This window comes from Colwellia sp. (assembly GCF_013215345.1).
Lineage (GTDB): Bacteria > Pseudomonadota > Gammaproteobacteria > Enterobacterales > Alteromonadaceae > Colwellia.
The window spans coordinates 24429-42325 of the sequence record NZ_JABSOV010000020.1 but is presented as its reverse complement, the minus strand read 5'-3'; the positions used below and the strand labels follow the sequence as shown (position 1 = coordinate 42325).

The window sequence follows — 17897 nt, the reverse complement described above, 5'->3', positions numbered from 1 at the left end:
GTGGACGAATAAGGCCTGAAGCCATCGTAAGGTAATTTTTAGCTAAAACCTCGACAGCTAATTTATATACATTACAATAAAGGCACTTTCGCTTAGCAAAACAATCAAAATGTCTGAAATTAAAATCAAGTTTGAACTGGAAAAAGAAAATAAAAATAGTGTCCGCTATAAAGAGATCCCCAAAGATGGCATGCCACCCATTTTAGGCTCTATATATGTACAAAAATGGTATGCAGGTAATAGTAAGTATCTAGAAGTAACAGTTAATAAAGTGGATTAACGCGTGGTGTTATCGCGCAGTGCTCAGCCAAGAGGCCTTTAACAAGAAAAAGGCTTTAAAACGCAAAAAACCAGAATACCTTATTAAGGTAACTCTGGTTTTTTTGTATAAACCGTCAGCTTTGCCGACGGTTTTGATTTGTACTAATTATGCTTGGTATAGCATAGCTAGAAAATCTTTAGACTCATTAACTTTAGTAAATTTAAACAATTGTGAACCCGCTTGATCTTTAACAACAACATTTAATTTGTTGATTGAAATAGACTTTACTGGTGCTGCAATAGCATAAATCTTACCTTGATAAGTATAAGACATAATATAACTCCTTGAATTGCATATCAATGCAATATTAAAAAGCTCTATAGCTGTACAGTGTAAAACGAAAATAATACGATGAATTAACCAAAAAAAATCGGAATTTCATACAGCAAAAGCTTTAATTAAATAACTTTTATAAGGTGTTGGCTGACTGTGAAAGGGAAAGACAAAACACGAAAAATCACTGAGGATTAAACTTGTTTAACAGAGGAATGCTAAACAACGAGGCCAATTTACAATGCTTTGTTGAAAAAGTAAACATTTATTTTTACCGAGTGTAAAACTATATCATAACGACTAAGTAACTGGGGATTGACAATAAGTATTTCTTTAACATTTCAGCGATAAAATATCACAACCGACATTATCGAGTATTTTTTCCACGGTATTACCAATAAATTTACCATTATTAGCCATGCCCATCACTAATAAATCTACTTGCTGAGTGTTAACCAACTCAGGTAATTCAAACTCGGCAGAGCCAGCAACAAGGTGAGTCGACTGCTCATCAAAGGCGTAGTCGCGCAATAACGCCTTAAAGGCTACTTGGTGGTGGTGCTTAATTGCATCACTATATTCATGAAAGTCACCGTTAATTAAACTATGGTCCATACCAACTGAACTCATACCTTGCCATAACTCTATGCCTATTGGCTGATAACAATGACAAACATGGGCTTGGCCCTTGAATAACTCAGCCATTGCTAATGTTGCTTGTATGATCTCAGCATCTAACTTTTCGGCTTTATTATGGCTTCTTTCCGGATCAACTGCCGCCATAACCTTACGATATGAATAGTCGCTAATATTTTTAGTTAATAATAAAGGCACGGGACAATGCTCTAGCAATTGCCAATCACAGGGGGTAAAAAATATTTTATTGATAGTCGAGTTTTGCTTGGTTGATTTAATCACCAATGATGCACCATTACTTTCGATTTTGGCCAACACGGCGCAACTAACATCGGTATGCCAAACAACATCCATGTAAACCTCTATGCCAAGGGGTTTCACTTCTGGTAAATAGGTTTCTAACCAACGTAATTTAGACGCCAAATACTCTTTTTGCAAAGCCGCTGATTGTGCTTGATTAAAGTTCCAATGACTAACAAACTCACTATTATAAGCGACCAATAAAAGTTCGATACTTGCTAAGGTTTTCTTAGCAATATTAATGGCTTGAACTAATGCTGGTTGGTGATCAGAACTAGAGTCCATAACCACCAAAATTTTTTTAATTAGTTTCATCATTTCCTCCTAAGTATCAAGCATCTAAATAACAAGAGCTTCAGTAAATATCCTTATTAACTTAGATAATAACCTTAATTATTCCCTTACTTAAAAATTAGTTGAATCGATACCTTTTAGCAACGTATTTATCATATATTTGAACACTTGTGCTCTAAATTAAACAGCACTGTTCACAAGTAGCACCACTAGCGAGCTAAATGAAAAATGGTATTATTGTTTAAAGGCAGGGGCGTTTTAAAATGACGTAAAGTTAGCATTACTACCTTGTGACAATAACTCCACCTGCCCTAGTTATTACCCGAGTAATTAAATACAATTGACAATATCATCATCACTTTTAACTAATCTGCGTATAAGTAACGGTGTCTAGGTAGCTGGTCACTTAAACAAAAGTAGATGAGAACTAAGTAATAACTAAACATCAATGGAGCTAGTATTAAGTGTTGGCAATTTTTTTAAGTGTTACTTACCTGTTAGCTTTAGCTGCTTTATCTTTTAATCAATATATCCCAACGATGCTTTTCATATTTATCATAAGCCTCAATGTGCTTAGCTTTTTGTTTTACCTGGTTGATAAGTACAAAGCAAAAAATGACTATTGGCGTATCAAAGAATCAACCCTGCACTTTCTGTCATTGTTAGGGGGTTGGCCCGGTGCCGCTGTAGCACAGCAATGGCTAAAGCATAAAAATAGAAAAAAAACCTTTCAAATAAGATATAGGTTAACTGTGGTGGCAAATATTGCCGTGCTGACCACATTACTTTATTTATTCCACGCAGCTAACAAACAATGGTGATTGAATTGACCGGATTAACCATCTTCAGCAAGAAAACATTAAAAATGTTAACGCTATTAAGCTGGTGCATATTGGCATTTATGCCGAAATTAGCTGCTGTTGAAATGAATGAGTTAACCACGGCAGAATTAAATGGCCTACATCAATGTGAAAAAAACTTTGAATATGATATTTATTTTCTAGGCAGTAATGTCGGTTATTTACAGCGAACGATAAAATGGCATAAAAACACGGCATTGCCTGAAGCAATCGTGACCTCATTCAGTGAAGTGAGTTATCTTTGGCTTGACTCAACTTATCAACAAAAAACGACCATGCAATACTCGCCTCTGTATAAACATTTTTTAACCCCTGGATTTTCACAAAAGATCACCGGACTAAAAAAAAGAGATATGCATGCGGTTATTGCTGATAATGGCCTGAAATCTAGGGTCACTTTAGATACTGAGATTTCTCATTATAAAGTAGATCACTATCCCTTATATGATATTGATACCTTAGGCACACAAATTAGGCTGAATTTACTGCAAGGAATACAGCGCTTTACCCTCTCTCGACAAGCCAGTAGCCGAATTGATACTTATCACTTTGAAGTGGCTGGTTTTGAAGTTATTGAACATAAAAAATGGGGCAAGCTAACCACTATAAAAGTGATTGAAGTGGGCGAACATGAAAGTATCGTCTTATGGTTTTCAGCTAACCATGATCATCAACTGGTCAAAGCAGAACTCGATATGATGTTTTCTCCCCTAGTATGGTTAACTAACTTTAGTATGCAATGTGAGCCGTAAACAGTGTCAATAACTTACCGGTAAATTAGTACTTATCCTAAGTTAGCTTTTAATTTCATAGTAAGCATACTTACCAAGTTAAACAGCCACTCCTCAGCTGTTCAAAAAAGATACAACAATAAGGAAAAGTACTAAACTAGATATTATGGTTTGCTTTTAATGAGCGGTTCCAATGAAAATATCCAACAAGATTATTTTAGCGTCAGTGGTATTATCTGCCATTGGTATCATAACAGCAGGTGGCTTAGTTGGTTGGCAAGCAACCTCCATTGCAGCAACAGCAATGGAGAAAAGAGCATTTAGCCAGCTCGTTGCTATTAGAGAAATTCAAAAAACTCAAATTGAAAATTACTTTAAAACCATAACAAAAGAAGTCATTACTTACTCCAATGACGGCATGATTATCGATATGATGCAGCAACTACCTGAGCCTTTTTTTAATTACGATAGTCAAACCTCACTGCGAGATAACGATAAGATTAAAGGCTATTATCGTAATGAATTTGACCCTGAATACAAGAACCAAAACCCCTCTTCTTCATTAAGTTCTATCGAAAAATATCAGCAGCTAAACCAAAATACCAAATCAATACAACATGCTTACATCAGTGCTAACCCTAACCCGTTGGGCAGTAAAAATGGCTTAGTCTTTGCGGATGATGGTTCAAAGTACAGCCTGTTACACAAGAAATATCATGAACACTTAGACCAATACTTAAATGCTTTTGGTTATTACGATATATTTTTAGTTGAACCTGATACCGGTTTTGTCATTTACTCTGTCTTTAAAGAGCTTGATTTTGCCACCTCACTGTTGTCAGGTCCGTACAAAAATACAGGTCTTGCTAAAGCTTTTAACGCAGCAAATAGTAGTACAAATAAAAACGCTAGCTTTTTAATCGATTTCAAACCTTACTTCCCTTCATACCATGCCGCTGCGGCTTTTATCTCTTCCCCCATATTTTCAGATTCAGGAGAAAAGATTGGTATATTAATTTTTCAAATGCCAATAGCTAAGATCAATAATTTAATGACTTATGACAAACAATGGCAAAAAGTGGGGTTGGGGAGTTCAGGAGAAACCTACCTTATTGGTGATGACCACTTACTTAGAAGTCAAAGCCGTTTTCTGATTGAAGATAAAAAAGGCTATATCAGTGCGCTAGAATCTGTGGGCACAAATAAAGCAACCCTTGATAAAATAATTGCCAGTGACTCTGGCATCGGCTTACAAGAAGTAGCAACCGAAAGTGCCAATGCGGCATTATCAGGACAAAGCGGCATTAAACATATTACAGACTACCGCAACGTAGAAGTTTTATCAGCTTTTGCCCCGCTGAATATCGAAGGTGTTGATTGGGCAATATTAAGTGAAATTGATGTTGCTGAAGCAATGAAAGATAGAGAAGATATGCTGAATAGCATCTGGCTTATTATTAGCGTCATTATGGTGATATTGATCCCTCTGACACTAATATCCGGTTTTATGGTTGGACGCGGTATATCTAACCCCATCAACAACTTTATTGGCCAAGTAAATAAAATAAGTAAAAATAAAGACTTAAGTCATAGCGTTGAATACAGCGGTAATGATGAACTACTTGGTTTAGCCAATTCATTTAATCATTTAATCAGTGAAATAAGAGATATTCTCCACTGCGTCGAACAGTTATCCGAAACCCTACTTGAGTCGACTGAAAAAATGTTAATTAATATGGATGAGACAACGAGCCAAACTCAAAGTCAGACCGATAATGCTGATAGCATGGCAGTGGCCACGAACCAATTACTTGCGACTATCAAGGAGGTGGCTCGCAATGCTGCAGATGCAGCCAATACAGTGAAAGAAACCAGTGATAAATGCATTGAGAGCAATAATTCTGCTGAAAACTTAGAACATGATATGGATGAGTTAAATCAACAAATGTCATCGGCTTCAAGCTCTATCGAAAAGCTCGCCGATGAAAGCTTATCTATCGGCTCTGTTTTAGATGTTATCCAATCAATTGCAGAACAAACAAATTTATTAGCCCTAAATGCGGCCATCGAAGCGGCTAGAGCTGGCGAGCAAGGACGTGGCTTTGCCGTTGTTGCCGATGAAGTGAGAACATTGGCAAGTCGAACACAACAATCCACTGAAGACATTCGAGAGAAAATAAACTCCTTACAACAAGAAACACAAAGTACGGTGAAAATAGTCAGCTCTTCCAGTGAAATGACTAATCATAGCATTGACTCTTGTCAGAAAAACCGCCACATCATCACGGACATATTGGCACTGGTTGAGCAACTAAGTGATATGAACATTCAAATTGCTACCGCATCTGAAGAGCAAAGCATGGTAGTCAACGAGATTAACCAAAATGTTACCGAGATAGCTGATAATTCTCATAATATTTCCGATAAAGCTAATTTAAGTAGAGAAGATGTTAAAAACCTCAGCACTCTGGTCAGGAACCTTGAAGAAAAAATGCGAGAATTTAGCTTATAGCTATACTTACCACACTGGCTATAAAATAACCCTATGATTTAATGTACTTAAAACACTCAAGTACAACTATTAATGCTTCAGGAGATAAAATATGAAGAACTCTTTCTTAGCAATATGTTTTAGCTGTTCAATATTAACTGCATTTTTATTTAGTAGTAACGTTTATGCGGTTGATGGTCTATCTGCCAATGTTGCCGTAACCAATAACTATCTTTGGCGAGGTCTAGAGCAAACCAATGGTCAATCAGCCGTATCTGGCGGTATAGATTATACCTCAGACTCAGGTTTTTATGCCGGCACTTGGGTTTCTAATGCTGACTGGGCTCCAGAGATGAGCTATGAACTGGACTTCTATGGCGGTTTTGCTGGAGAAATAAATGGCTTGGGTTATGACCTTGGGTTAATTTATTATGCTTACCCTGACAGTAGAGATGACGTAGATTTCAGTGAAATTAGCGCCAGCTTATCTTATAGCGTTTTTTCGTTAAGTTATGCGGTACTCGCCGAGGCTGAAGGTGCTGATTTTGCCGATGATTCCTATATATCGGGTGATGTAAGTTTTGAATTGGCATCTGAGATTGGCCTGACCTTACACATTGGCACTGGTACTGATGAATTTTACGCGGGTGAAAGTTTTATCGATTATAGTGCCAGTTTAAGTAAGTCTGGCTTTACCTTTGGCGTCAGTAAAACCGACTTATCCGATGATGACATGAGAGTATTCATCTCCTATGGCATTGATATCGATTTATAAGCCACTGCCACAAAATTTACACCATAAAAGAGTACCGCTAGATTTTGACTAAGCAAACTATGATAAGTTTAAGTAGGGTAGGATATCAACAAGGCCGCCCTTTTTACTTTTACGGATACTATTTTAATAAAAAAACGCAAGTAAAGTTCTCTTATACTGCTTGCTATTTTTCGTTTAGTTTAGCTGCAACTTTAATGGTTAAACTACTGATGTGAGCTACTTCTTATGAGCAAAACCTTATGAGCAAAACCTTATGAGCAAAAATGAAGAGTCCTCTAACCAGAAAATAACCGTTAATCAACTTGAGCCTGGCATGTATGTTTTGTCTGTGCGCACCAAAGGTAAATCAGTCAACGTAAAATCTGAAGGCTATATAAGTTCTAAAGAAAATATCCAAAAACTGATTAAGGCGGGGATTACTCACTTAACCGTAGACCCCAGTAGGCAAAAAAAAGCAGAAAAAACAGATAAAATCCTGCCCGAAATTAAGGGAAAAATAGCGCCAACCAAGGCTAAAAAATCCACTAACGGGATTTCATTAGATCAAGAGATGACCAAGGCTAGTAAACTCTATGATGACGCCAAAAGCCTACAGCATAAAATTCTTAACAGCCTTACCGAACACAAAACCATTAATGTATTAGAAGCTAAAGAGTCTACCGATGCCATTGTCGACTCCATATTTCGAAATCAAGATGCCTTAGCTTGCATGACACGCCTACGCATTAAAGATGAATACTTAGTAGAACATTCGCTCAATGTTTCCATCTTAATGACTTTATTTGCTAAACATTTAGCCTTTGACCGTGAGATTATTGAAAATCTGGCTCTCGGAGCCTTTTTGCATGATATCGGTAAGGTATTAGTGCCGCCAGAAATATTACACAAACCAGGCAAACTCACACCTCAAGAGTATGAAGTGATGAAAAGCCATGTTGACTTAGGTTTAGAGGTACTAAAAGAAAGTCCAGACTTACCAGAACTCGTAATAGAGGTAGTACAGCAACATCATGAGCGACTTGATGGTAAAGGCTATCCAAAACAACTAACTGAACAACAAATCAGCCAAGTAGGACGTATGATAGCCATTGTTGATAGTTATGATGCTATGACGGCAGAACGAGTTTATAAAGTCGGTATGCATCCAATCAAAGCTTTTAAAATTTTAATGAAAGATGCACCAGATAGTTATGATAATACCTTGGTTGAACAATTTGTAAACTGCCTTGGCATCTACCCAATAGGAACATTAGTAAAACTAACCAGTGGCAAGCTTGGCCTGATAAGTCGTTTAAATAAAAGCCAGCCATTACTACCGTTTGTCCGCGTGTTTTATAACACTAGACTTAATCAAGCTATTGCCATGGAAGAGTTAGACCTTAGCCAAACTAAGCATAAAGATCAGATTGATTGCTGTATTAAACCTGGCGAGTTCAATATTAATTTACTGCGTTTCTTCAAAGCGGCTTTTCATAATTGATAAACATCTTGGCTATAATTTACAACCATACCAGCAAAAATATTCCGCACTGCGTGTCTTGCTAATGTTAATTGCGATCAATCCGCCTGATTTATTTTTACTCTAAACATTGCTGCTTCAACCAACGACCCAACTTAACAATATCAGCTTGTTTGGCACGTGACTTTTTATAGACAAAATAGAAATTATCGCCGGTATGCACTTCATGCAAGGGAATACGCACAAAGTTTTGTTGTCGGTCTTGATCAGACATCAAATAATGATTCATCAAGGTAATGCCTTGATCATAACGTGCGGCTTCGGCAGCGAGTAACATATGGCTAAAATGATTCATTGTCGCGGTTTTTGGTAATTCATAGCCGCCATGTCGACACCATTGACGCCAATCTTCGCCGAGCTCTGCTCCAGGAAATAAATTTTGCACTGACAATAGCGGATATTGCCACATAGCTTCAGGCAAGGGTTTATCTTTTATTTTCTGCCATATTTTATTGCCGCAGACGGGATACAAACGCTCTGCATATAAAAACTCCACGACAAAATTATTTTTTGGCGGAGCAACTGTAATAAAGCAATCTGCGACTTGATCGCTGCACTTAGGCTCATCAGCCATCATATTGAGTGATAGTTCAATTTCAGGATACTGTTGGCGTAAATCGTCTAAGCGAGGAATAAGCCACTTAACCGCAACCGAGCTATACAAAGCCAAACGTATTTTACCCGACTGCCCTTCCCTAATTAGCTGACTAGCATTAGCCACATTACTTAATGAATGGCTGATCTCTTCAAAATAACGCTCTCCAACTTCACTCAAGACAAACGAGCGACCGTGGCGACTAAACATCTGCTCACCTAAGTATTCTTCTAATAATTTAACTTGGTGGCTTACCGCACTTTGCGTGACATTAAGTTGATCTGCGGCTTTTGAAAAGCTGTTAAGTCGGGCTACCGCCTCAAAACACTGTAACGCACGTAATGGTGGTAATTTCATTATTAACTCAGCTAATAGTAAATGTATTTTAATCATTATACATAATACATAGCTTTGCCATATGATCTGCTTCATTAATCGTTATTTGTTATTTAGAAAGAGGAGCATCACAATGCCAAAATTATCTGTCGGAACCGCTATGACCTTATTGGTAATAGGTAACTTAATTGCGGTATTTTCTGATGCCTTAATCAAAACCTTATCGCAAGATGTTGCCGTTTATCAATTTGTCTTATTTCGTCAAATTAGCGCCGTTGCCATCTTATTACCGTTATGTTTTTTTGCCACTAGAGCACCACTATTACCTGGCTTAAAATGGCATATTCTACGTGGTCATATTTGGTTGCTTGGTGCTATTTTTATGGTATTTGCCATCAGTGCCATGCCATTAGCAACCGCAAACGCTATTTTTTATGCCGCGCCTTTATTAATGCTGCCATTCGCTTTGATTATTTTCAAAGAGCAACTGTCAAAGCAGGCGATAACTGTCGCTATTTTAGGTTTCATTGGCGTATTAGTAGTGATCAGACCAACTTACATTGATTGGGCAGCAATAGCGGCATTTATTGTTGCGATCACTATGGCGATTAATAACTTATTAATTAGAAAGCTACCCAAAAAGCAAAATGTATTTCAAACATTAATGATGACAAATATAGTGGGTATTCCAGTCGCATTTTCACTGGCGGTTTGGGAAGGAAAACCTTGGGACTTTGCCCCTATGATTACTGCAGCGGGATCAAGCAGCTTTATTTTAATTTATGCGGGTATTTGTATTATTGCTTACCGCTCTGGTCAAGTCAGTAAAATTGCCAGCGCTGAATACAGTGGTTTGTTATGTGCTGTCGCAGTAGGTGTTATTTGGTTTGATGAAGTGCCCGATTTAACCATGTTAGTCGGCACCATCCTTATCATTGCACCACTAATCTGGTTAGCAAAAGTAGAAGCACGTAATAAACGTATCGCAGCATAAAAGCTTAGCAAAGATGTAGAAGCTAAAGTGTTCAACATAAGCTATTAAGCCTAACGTTCGGTATTATAAAGGGGTCGTGTCGAAGGTGATATGTTAAAGGTGTCGTGTTGAAGGATAGTATTGAATGTGTAGTCTCGAAGGCATGGTATCAAAAGTTACCGCCCACTAAGTGCCATAAAAAAACGGTTTTTAAGCTAAATATGATTAGCTTAAAAACCGCTTAAATCGCGAAATTAGTCAATATGAAGGAAATTATTCTGGTTTAGTATATCCAGCCCAGATATCGGCATTTACTGACTTTTTCTTTTTGCGTTTTTTCTTGCCGGAGCCTTCAGGTGCGGCTACCGGTTTCATTGCTTCTAAAAGTTCTGCAGTGATCTCTTCATCGACTTCAAAACCCTCTACTTGTTCACGTTCAAGGCGAATTTTATTCTTCTTCTCGATGACTTTGAAATGATGATAATCTTCGTAATCGATAAGCGATATTGCTAAGCCCACTTCACCAGCACGACCACTTCGACCAATACGATGCATGTAGTCTGATGGGCTTCTCGGTAAGTTAAAATTGATTACCACAGGTAGTTTTTCAATGTCTAAACCACGAGCAGCAATATCAGTGGCAATTAACACGTCGATCTCGCCAGCTTTAAAGCCTTCAAGTACACGAGTACGTTCGCCCTGGCCTTTATCCCCATGAAACACTTCTGCAGTGATATCACGTTTAGCGAGTTTTTCAGCTAAATGCTCACAATGGTTTCTGGCATTAACAAAAACAAGTGTTTGTCGCCATTTATGTTGCTTGATTAAGTGCTCTAACAGCGCTGTTTTTTCGCCTTTATTAACGGTAAAAACACGTTGTACTAAGGTACTGCTGTCAGCACTTTGTAATTGTATTTCAACAGGATTGTTAAGCAATTCTTGAGTTAATGTCTGTACTTGCTCAGGAAAGGTTGCGGAAAATAATAAGGTTTGCTTTTTCTTTGGCAACAACGCCAACAACGCAGCTAGCTCTTCAGTAAAGCCTAGGCTTAACATACGGTCAGCTTCATCAAGCACTAAGGTTTGCACTCTATCGAGCTTAATGGCATTACTTGAAATTAAATCGAGTAATCGACCCGGCGTCGCTACTAAAATATCGGTGCCGCCACGTAATGCCAGCATTTGTGTATTAACTGAAACACCACCAAAAACAGCGACAGTTTTAATTGCGCCGTTAAAATGCACCGCATAAGATTTAATGCTGTCGGCAACTTGCTTAGCTAACTCACGGGTAGGTACTAAAATCAGGCCCGCAACATAGTTCCCCTTACTGCTATGAGTGCCTTTACTCGCTGATGATTTTACTACACCTGGTTGCTTAGAAAGCTGCTGCAACAGTGGTAAGGCAAAAGTAGCAGTTTTACCTGAGCCGGTATTTGCCCCGCCAATTAAATCACGTCCCGCTAATACACTTGGAATAGCCTGCGCTTGAATGGGCGTTGGCTGCTGATATTCCAGCTCAGTTAATCGAGCTAATAAGGGTGAAATCAGGCCCAGCTCAGCAAAAGTGTTGGCAGGCGTTGTGGAAGAGGTCGTTAATTCAGAGGTCATTGACGTAAAGGGCTCAAAGATAAAATAATAGCTCCTATTTTAGCGTATTTATGTTCTCCTCAGTTAGTGAAATCGATAAAACTATGCTCTGGCAGTGATCAAACTACGCCGTAATGTTATTAACCGCTTAATATTGCTGTACCTTTAGCAAAAGATTATATAAATACCTCACATAAGTGAATACAATATACATATTGTTTTTTTACTACTGACACAAACAATGAAGACTTTGACACTAGAACAAACCGAATACGTTATAAATAAGGCAATAAACAAGGCTGAGCAGCTTAATATTATGGTTAACATCGCGATTGTTGATAGTGCGGGTTATTTGATTAACTTTAAACGTATGGATGGCGCACTACTTGGGGCAATAGATATCGCGATGAAAAAAGCAAAAACGTCGGCTTTATTTGCTAAGCCATGTCATTTACTGGGAGAAAAATCACAACCCGGTGGCGCCCTATATCAGATAGAACAATCTAATAACGGCTTAATAACCTTTGCTGGTGGCCTGCCAATTAACAATGCTCACGGTGAAATAATTGCCGCTGTTGGTGTTTCAGGATCAACCATTGAAAATGATCTTGCCGTAGCGCAAGCGTCAATAGCTGAAGTCTGAAGTACGTAGGATACTTACATTAGCTAACAAAAATAAGATTGCCGCACTCATCCCTATTATAAAAGTGGACAGTGCTGTTAAAGTTAAGCCTTCTGCTGAACAGCTAATGAAGCAAGAATAGCGAATTAAAGAACAGGTACTCATTTATGAGCAATGCTTTTCTATATTCAATGGCTCAGTAAAGCTATAACGCAAAAAGGCCGATACTTAAGGTATCGGCCTTTTAATATTCTAGTTAAACTTAATAGTGCCCATGGAAGACTTGTCTTCCCTAGATCTAGTCAACAGCAGTATCCATCATTTAGGCATAATAGCTTACATCAGATTTAGCAGCCAAGTATTCAACTAATTTATCGACTCAAATTTATAACTTATTTTTCGGTTATATTGTTGGTTTGGCTTTAAGATATTACTGGGAAAGTGCTTGTTGTTATCCGCATCGGTATAATTCTGTGCTTCTAGGCACAGCCCTTGGTAGGCGCTGAACTGGCCAGTTAAATAATAACCAGTATAAAGCTGTATTGCCGCTTGGTTGGTATAAACAGACAAGCTAACTTGGTTTTCTAGCGAAGTAAGAATTGCTTTCGGCTGCTCGTCAGGGCTATTATCCAAAATAAAACAGTGGTCAAAACCATTTTTTTCTTGCAGCGATTTATCTTCAGTAAGCTGCTGTCGATAGCCGATAGAAACCGGCTCTCTAAAATTATAATCGGTCTCTGCTACTGATAGGACTTTACCTGTGGGTATATTAGCCGCGTCAGTTTCAAGAATTGCCGATGACATCATTTGTAAATAGAGTGATTGGCAGTCTTTTTCACCCAAATTAAAATAAGCATGGTTGGTCAAATTAACAGGTGTAGCTAAGTCAGTATTGGCCGAGTATTGTATGCTTAGTTTATTATCCGCGTTTAATTGATAACTAACAGTCAACTCAAGGTTTCCAGGAAAACCTTGGTCACCGTTTGGGGAAACGAGAGATAAAGTAACCGAACTATTAGTTAGTGTTCGCTTACATACTTGCCAATAACGTAAAGAGATATTATCCGGCCCGCCGTGTAAACAGTTTTCACCATCATTTAAGGCTAACTGATATTGACGACCAGCAAGTTCAAACTTGCCGCCAGCAATACGATTGCAGACTCTGCCGCAGGTCGCACCTAAATAAAACTCATCATCTATATACTCTTGTGGTGCTGCATAACCCAATATCATTTCTGTTGGCACACCGTTTACAGGAAATTTAATTGACTTAATTCGAGCACCAAAATTAATGATTTCAACTGACATGCCATAGTCATTGGTGAGTATGATTGATTGCAACTCTGTTGATTGGTGCTCTATTGATTCCAGCTCTGTAACCAATTGAACCATTAAATTACCCCCTCAACACTTTGATGAGAGAGTTCAAACCGTAAAGGTCTATTGATAACTTGTACTTGCATGTTTGTCTCCATTGAAAATAGCAAAGGTCAATTGCTTATTAATTGTATTAGCAATAGCTGGCAATTAACCTTCATTTACTTACTGCTTAAAGAACTACTTTCCTTACCACCAAGTGGCGTATAAAGCGGTAAGGATAAGAACGACACCTACGGCAGCGACATTAAATGACTTAGCCGTTGCAAAGCTCACTTGCTCTAAACTCACACTGCTATCACTAGTATTGGGCTTACCCGCCTTAGAGACTAAGTAACAAAGCGCTAAACACAATAAAAATACTAAGCCAACTCGGTCCATAAAGGGCAATTCAGGCCAAGCAAACTTAAGCACTAGCGAAAATACCGCTGAACCCAAGGCTGCTGATAATGCGCCCATTGAAGTAGCGCGTTTCCAGAACATACCCATAACAAATATCACCACTATGCCAGGAGTAAAGAAGCCAGTAAATTCTTGGATATATTGGAACGCTTGGTCAAACTTACCCAATAGTGGCTGAGCAACAAGTAAAGCAATACACAGTGAAACTAACGCAGCAATACGGCCAATATGTACATAGTGACGTTGGCTTTCGTTCGGCTTAAACTGGCTATAAATATCCATGGTAAAGATGGTCGAAATACTATTAGTCATTGAGGCCAGTGAAGATACGATAGCCGCGACTAAAGCTGCAAAGACTAAACCTTTAATGCCAACAGGCAACATTGCCATCATTGATGGATAAGCTTGATCTGGTGTGGTTAGTGTCGGATAAAGTACCACTGCGGCAATACCTGGCAATACCACAATAACTGGCATTAACAATTTAAGATAAGCAGCAAAAGCGATACCTTTTTGTGCTTCTTTAAGATCTTTAGCCGCTAAAGCGCGCTGAATAATATACTGGTTAAAGCCCCAATAACTAAAATTCATTACCCACATACCACCAAGTAATACCGAGATGCCAGGCAGGCTCATATAATGTTCATTTTCCGGACTTAAGATCATGTCAAAATGCTCAGGCATTTGTTCAGTAAGAATACCAAAACCGGCTAAAACACCTTGGCCATCTGAAACGGCATCTAAAGCTAAATAGCTGAGCAATAGGCCGCCAAACACTAATAACACTACTTGTAATATGTCGGTAAAAGCGACGGCTTTAAGGCCACCGTATAAAGAGTAAGCCACTGAAAAAACGGCTAAAAATATCATGCCGAACATCCAATCGACGCCAGCAACCGTTTCAATGGCCATACCACCTAGCCATAACACTGCAGTTAAGTTAACAAAGGTATAAACCGCCAGCCAAAATATAGCCATGGTGGTTTTTACTTTGTTATCAAAGCGTTGTTCAAGGTATTGTGGCATAGTGAATATTTTATTTTCCAAGAAAATAGGCAACATATATTTACCCACTAATACTAAGGTAATCGCGGCCATCCACTCATAAGAGGCTATGGCTAAACCAATGGCGTAACCCGAGCCAGACATACCAATAATTTGCTCAGCAGAAATATTGGCAGCAATTAATGAAGCTCCAATTGCCCACCAAGGTAATGATTTACTGGCTAAAAAGTAATCTTCGGTATTTGCACCTTCTTTTTTCTCACTACGAGAAATCCACAAGGCTAGACACAGCAACCCTATAACATAGACAATAAAGATTGTGCTATCTATGGTCCCCAATTTATTTGTAAATTCCATCGCTTGTTCACCTTATTGTTATATTATTTTTTTGAGTTCATTGTTCATTTAAGCCTGCTGCTCTCTTAAGCCAAAAATCACTGCTGCAAGTTATCTAAACGCACCTTGTGAGGCACTGCAGTGATATATGCTTGGACTCAAGCCAAATGCTTGCTGATATTTACTATTGATAACACCCGTTACCTTAGCCACTAAATGATTAGGCACTAAAGCGACCACACAGCCGCCAAAGCCGCCACCGGTCATTCGAACACCGCCATCAATACCTAAGACACTGCCGATGATGTCGACTAGGCCATCTATTTCCTTAGTTGTGACTTCAAAGTCATCACGCAAAGAAATATGAGACTCTTTCATCGCCAAACTAATTGCCGCCATATCATTGCTGTTCAATGCTTTCAAAGTGTTAAGTGCCCGTTCATTCTCACTAATCACATGTCGAGCACGCTTAAATAATACTGGCTCAAGTTGCTCTTTAGCAGTATTAAGCTGCGCCATGGTCACTTCCCGTAAAGCCGATTTACCAAAATGATTAGCCACTTGCTCACATTGCTGACGTCTTAAGTTGTATTCACTATCAACCAAGCCACGCTTTACATTAGAATTAACAATAAACAGTGTTAAATCATCAGGAATCGCTGCCTCTTCAAAGGACAAATCTTTACAATCTAGTAGCATGGCATGACCTTGCTGTCCCATGGCCGAGATAAGTTGATCCATAATGCCGCAGTTACAACCAACAAAATCATTCTCTGCTTGCTGGCCAATGAGCGCGGCATTGATGCCATTTAAGTCCAAGTGGTAAAGCTGGGTAAAGGCTTTTAAGATGGCAATCTCAAAACTGGCAGAAGAGCTTAAACCAGCACCTTGCGGAACATTACCGGTAACCACTAAATTAGCCCCTTTAATTTCAGGGTATTTCTTCATTAGCGCTTGTAACGTACCTCTAACATAATTGCTCCACATCATTTGTTGATCAAAGCTAATATCATCAAGGCTAAACTCATTGATTTGTTGGTCACAATCATGGGCATACACTTTTACTATCTTGTCTTCACGCCTCGATGCCGCAATAGTCGTTCCGAAATTAATCGCCGCCGGCAGGACAAAACCGTCATTGTAATCGGTATGATCGCCAATTAAATTAACTCGACCTGGCGCATGGCAAACTAGCTCAACAGCGCTTTGAAATTGCGCTACAAATAATTTCTTGACCAATAATTGCTGGGCAAATGCTTGTTGCTCATCATCTTGGGATTCCAAAACACTTTGAGGCGCATGTTTAAGCACATTTTTTGGCATTAACTTTGCTCCTTATAATGAACATCAGACAAATCACGCAACCTTTGTGCAGCTTGCTCGGCGGTAAGGTCGCGCTGTGCTTCTGCCATCATTTCATATCCGACCATAAATTTACGCACAGTGGCAGACCTTAACAGTGGCGGAAAAAAGCTAGCATGCAAAGTCCATTCATCATGTTGTTGATTATCAAAAGGTGCCCCGTGCCAGCCCATTGAATAAGGGAAAGAGCAATTAAATAAATTGTCATACTTGATGGTGATTTTCTTGAGGATATCCGCGAGTGATAACTTTTGTGATTCATTAAGCTCAGTAATACGTGACACAGCAAAGCGTGGTAACACTAAAGTTTCAAATGGCCAAGCAGCCCAATACGGCACCACCACTAACCAGTCATCATTTATTACCACAATACGTTCTTTATTTTTGAGCTCTCTAACAACATAGTCTTGCAATAAATTACTGCCATGTTGCTGAAAATAAGCCTGCTGCGCCTTTTGCTTTTTCATTACCAAGGTCGGTATTTGCTGTTGCGCCCAAACTTGCCCATGGGGATGTGGATTTGAGCAGCCCATAACACTGCCTTTATTTTCAAAGACTTGCACCGAGGTATAGTTTCTGCCTAATTCTTCACATTGACTTTGCCAAGTATTTACCACGCAAGAAATTTCATTAACCGATAGCTCAGGTATGGTTTTGCTATGATCCGCTGAAAAACAGATAACACGACTTTCGCCTTGCTCTGTTGCCATTTTAAATAATGGGTCATCACTGCTCACTATTGGCGTGTCTTGCTTTATCGCAGCAAAATCATTAGTAAAAACAAAAGTATCTTTATAGTCATCGTTTACTTCACCGTTTATGCGAGTATTACCAGCACATAAAAAACAGTCTTTGTCATAGGCAGACTTTTGCGGCTCATCAACTTGCTCTACCTGCCCCTGCCAAGGTCGCTTTGCTCGGTGAGGAGAAACCAATACCCATTCGTCAATAAGTGGGTTATATCTTCTATGAGGATGTTCGGTAGGATCAAATTCGATAGTCATAATATTTTTACGGTGAATTATTTAAACTAAAAAACAAAGGGTAAACGTTTACCCTTTTTTGTGCAAGAACTTACTTTAATAAGGCTAATCTTGA

General features: G+C 38.8%; 16 protein-coding genes. 8 read left to right on the top strand and 8 right to left on the bottom strand.

Annotated features, from left to right (window positions below):
- The first annotated feature begins 109 nt into the window (after positions 1-109).
- Positions 110-280, top strand: coding sequence for a hypothetical protein (locus HRT50_RS04475; protein ID WP_291611761.1), 171 nt, complete (start codon positions 110-112; stop codon positions 278-280).
- A gap of 147 nt (positions 281-427) precedes the next feature.
- Here the strand turns inward: HRT50_RS04475 and HRT50_RS04470 are convergent, their stop codons facing one another.
- Both HRT50_RS04470 and HRT50_RS04465 read right to left on the bottom strand, forming a co-directional pair.
- On the bottom strand, positions 428-595 hold the full coding sequence (locus tag HRT50_RS04470; protein ID WP_291611759.1) for a hypothetical protein: 168 nt from the start codon (positions 593-595) through the stop codon (positions 428-430).
- Between the two features lie 333 nt (positions 596-928).
- Complete coding sequence (locus HRT50_RS04465; RefSeq protein ID WP_291611757.1) at positions 929-1849, bottom strand: universal stress protein; 921 nt, start codon at positions 1847-1849, stop codon at positions 929-931.
- A gap of 440 nt (positions 1850-2289) precedes the next feature.
- Here HRT50_RS04465 and HRT50_RS04460 point away from each other — a divergent pair, with 440 nt between their 5' ends.
- The 5 genes from HRT50_RS04460 (at position 2290) to HRT50_RS04440 (ending at position 8162) form a co-directional block, all read left to right on the top strand.
- Entirely contained in the window at positions 2290-2646 is a 357-nt protein-coding gene (locus HRT50_RS04460; RefSeq protein ID WP_291611755.1) for a DUF1294 domain-containing protein, read from the top strand.
- A 5-nt stretch (positions 2647-2651) separates the two neighbouring features.
- A complete protein-coding gene (locus tag HRT50_RS04455; RefSeq protein ID WP_291611754.1) occupies positions 2652-3437 on the top strand; it encodes a DUF3108 domain-containing protein in 786 nt (261 codons plus the stop codon).
- A gap of 172 nt (positions 3438-3609) precedes the next feature.
- Entirely contained in the window at positions 3610-5928 is a 2319-nt protein-coding gene (locus HRT50_RS04450; RefSeq protein ID WP_291611752.1) for a methyl-accepting chemotaxis protein, read from the top strand.
- A 91-nt stretch (positions 5929-6019) separates the two neighbouring features.
- Entirely contained in the window at positions 6020-6682 is a 663-nt protein-coding gene (locus HRT50_RS04445; protein ID WP_291611750.1) for a TorF family putative porin, read from the top strand.
- Between the two features lie 253 nt (positions 6683-6935).
- Positions 6936-8162, top strand: coding sequence for an HD-GYP domain-containing protein (locus HRT50_RS04440; protein ID WP_291611748.1), 1227 nt, complete (start codon positions 6936-6938; stop codon positions 8160-8162).
- A 97-nt stretch (positions 8163-8259) separates the two neighbouring features.
- Here HRT50_RS04440 and HRT50_RS04435 read toward each other — a convergent pair whose 3' ends face one another.
- On the bottom strand, positions 8260-9153 hold the full coding sequence (locus tag HRT50_RS04435) for a LysR substrate-binding domain-containing protein (protein WP_291611746.1): 894 nt from the start codon (positions 9151-9153) through the stop codon (positions 8260-8262).
- Positions 9154-9265: 112 nt separating this feature from the next.
- Here HRT50_RS04435 and HRT50_RS04430 point away from each other — a divergent pair, with 112 nt between their 5' ends.
- A complete protein-coding gene (locus HRT50_RS04430; RefSeq protein WP_291611744.1) occupies positions 9266-10126 on the top strand; it encodes a DMT family transporter in 861 nt (286 codons plus the stop codon).
- Between the two features lie 252 nt (positions 10127-10378).
- Here HRT50_RS04430 and HRT50_RS04425 read toward each other — a convergent pair whose 3' ends face one another.
- Entirely contained in the window at positions 10379-11716 is a 1338-nt protein-coding gene (locus tag HRT50_RS04425; RefSeq protein WP_291611741.1) for a DEAD/DEAH box helicase, read from the bottom strand.
- A 229-nt stretch (positions 11717-11945) separates the two neighbouring features.
- On the opposite strand from HRT50_RS04425, the gene HRT50_RS04420 reads away from it, so the two are divergent.
- Complete coding sequence (locus tag HRT50_RS04420; RefSeq protein ID WP_291611739.1) at positions 11946-12338, top strand: heme-binding protein; 393 nt, start codon at positions 11946-11948, stop codon at positions 12336-12338.
- Between the two features lie 345 nt (positions 12339-12683).
- Here HRT50_RS04420 and HRT50_RS04415 read toward each other — a convergent pair whose 3' ends face one another.
- From HRT50_RS04415 to HRT50_RS04400, 4 genes are all read right to left on the bottom strand, one after another.
- On the bottom strand, positions 12684-13709 hold the full coding sequence (locus HRT50_RS04415) for an aldose epimerase family protein (protein WP_291611737.1): 1026 nt from the start codon (positions 13707-13709) through the stop codon (positions 12684-12686).
- A gap of 174 nt (positions 13710-13883) precedes the next feature.
- Positions 13884-15458, bottom strand: a complete 1575-nt coding sequence (locus HRT50_RS04410; protein WP_291611735.1) for a sodium/sugar symporter — start codon at positions 15456-15458, stop codon at positions 13884-13886.
- 90 nt (positions 15459-15548) lie between these two features.
- A complete protein-coding gene (gene galK / locus HRT50_RS04405; protein WP_291611733.1) occupies positions 15549-16760 on the bottom strand; it encodes a galactokinase in 1212 nt (403 codons plus the stop codon).
- The gene (locus HRT50_RS04400; protein ID WP_291611731.1) at positions 16760-17803 is read right to left on the bottom strand and encodes a UDP-glucose--hexose-1-phosphate uridylyltransferase; all 1044 of its coding nucleotides are present in this window, start codon (positions 17801-17803) and stop codon (positions 16760-16762) included. The genes galK and HRT50_RS04400 overlap by 1 nt, the downstream gene beginning before the upstream one ends.
- Positions 17804-17897 lie beyond the last annotated feature (94 nt).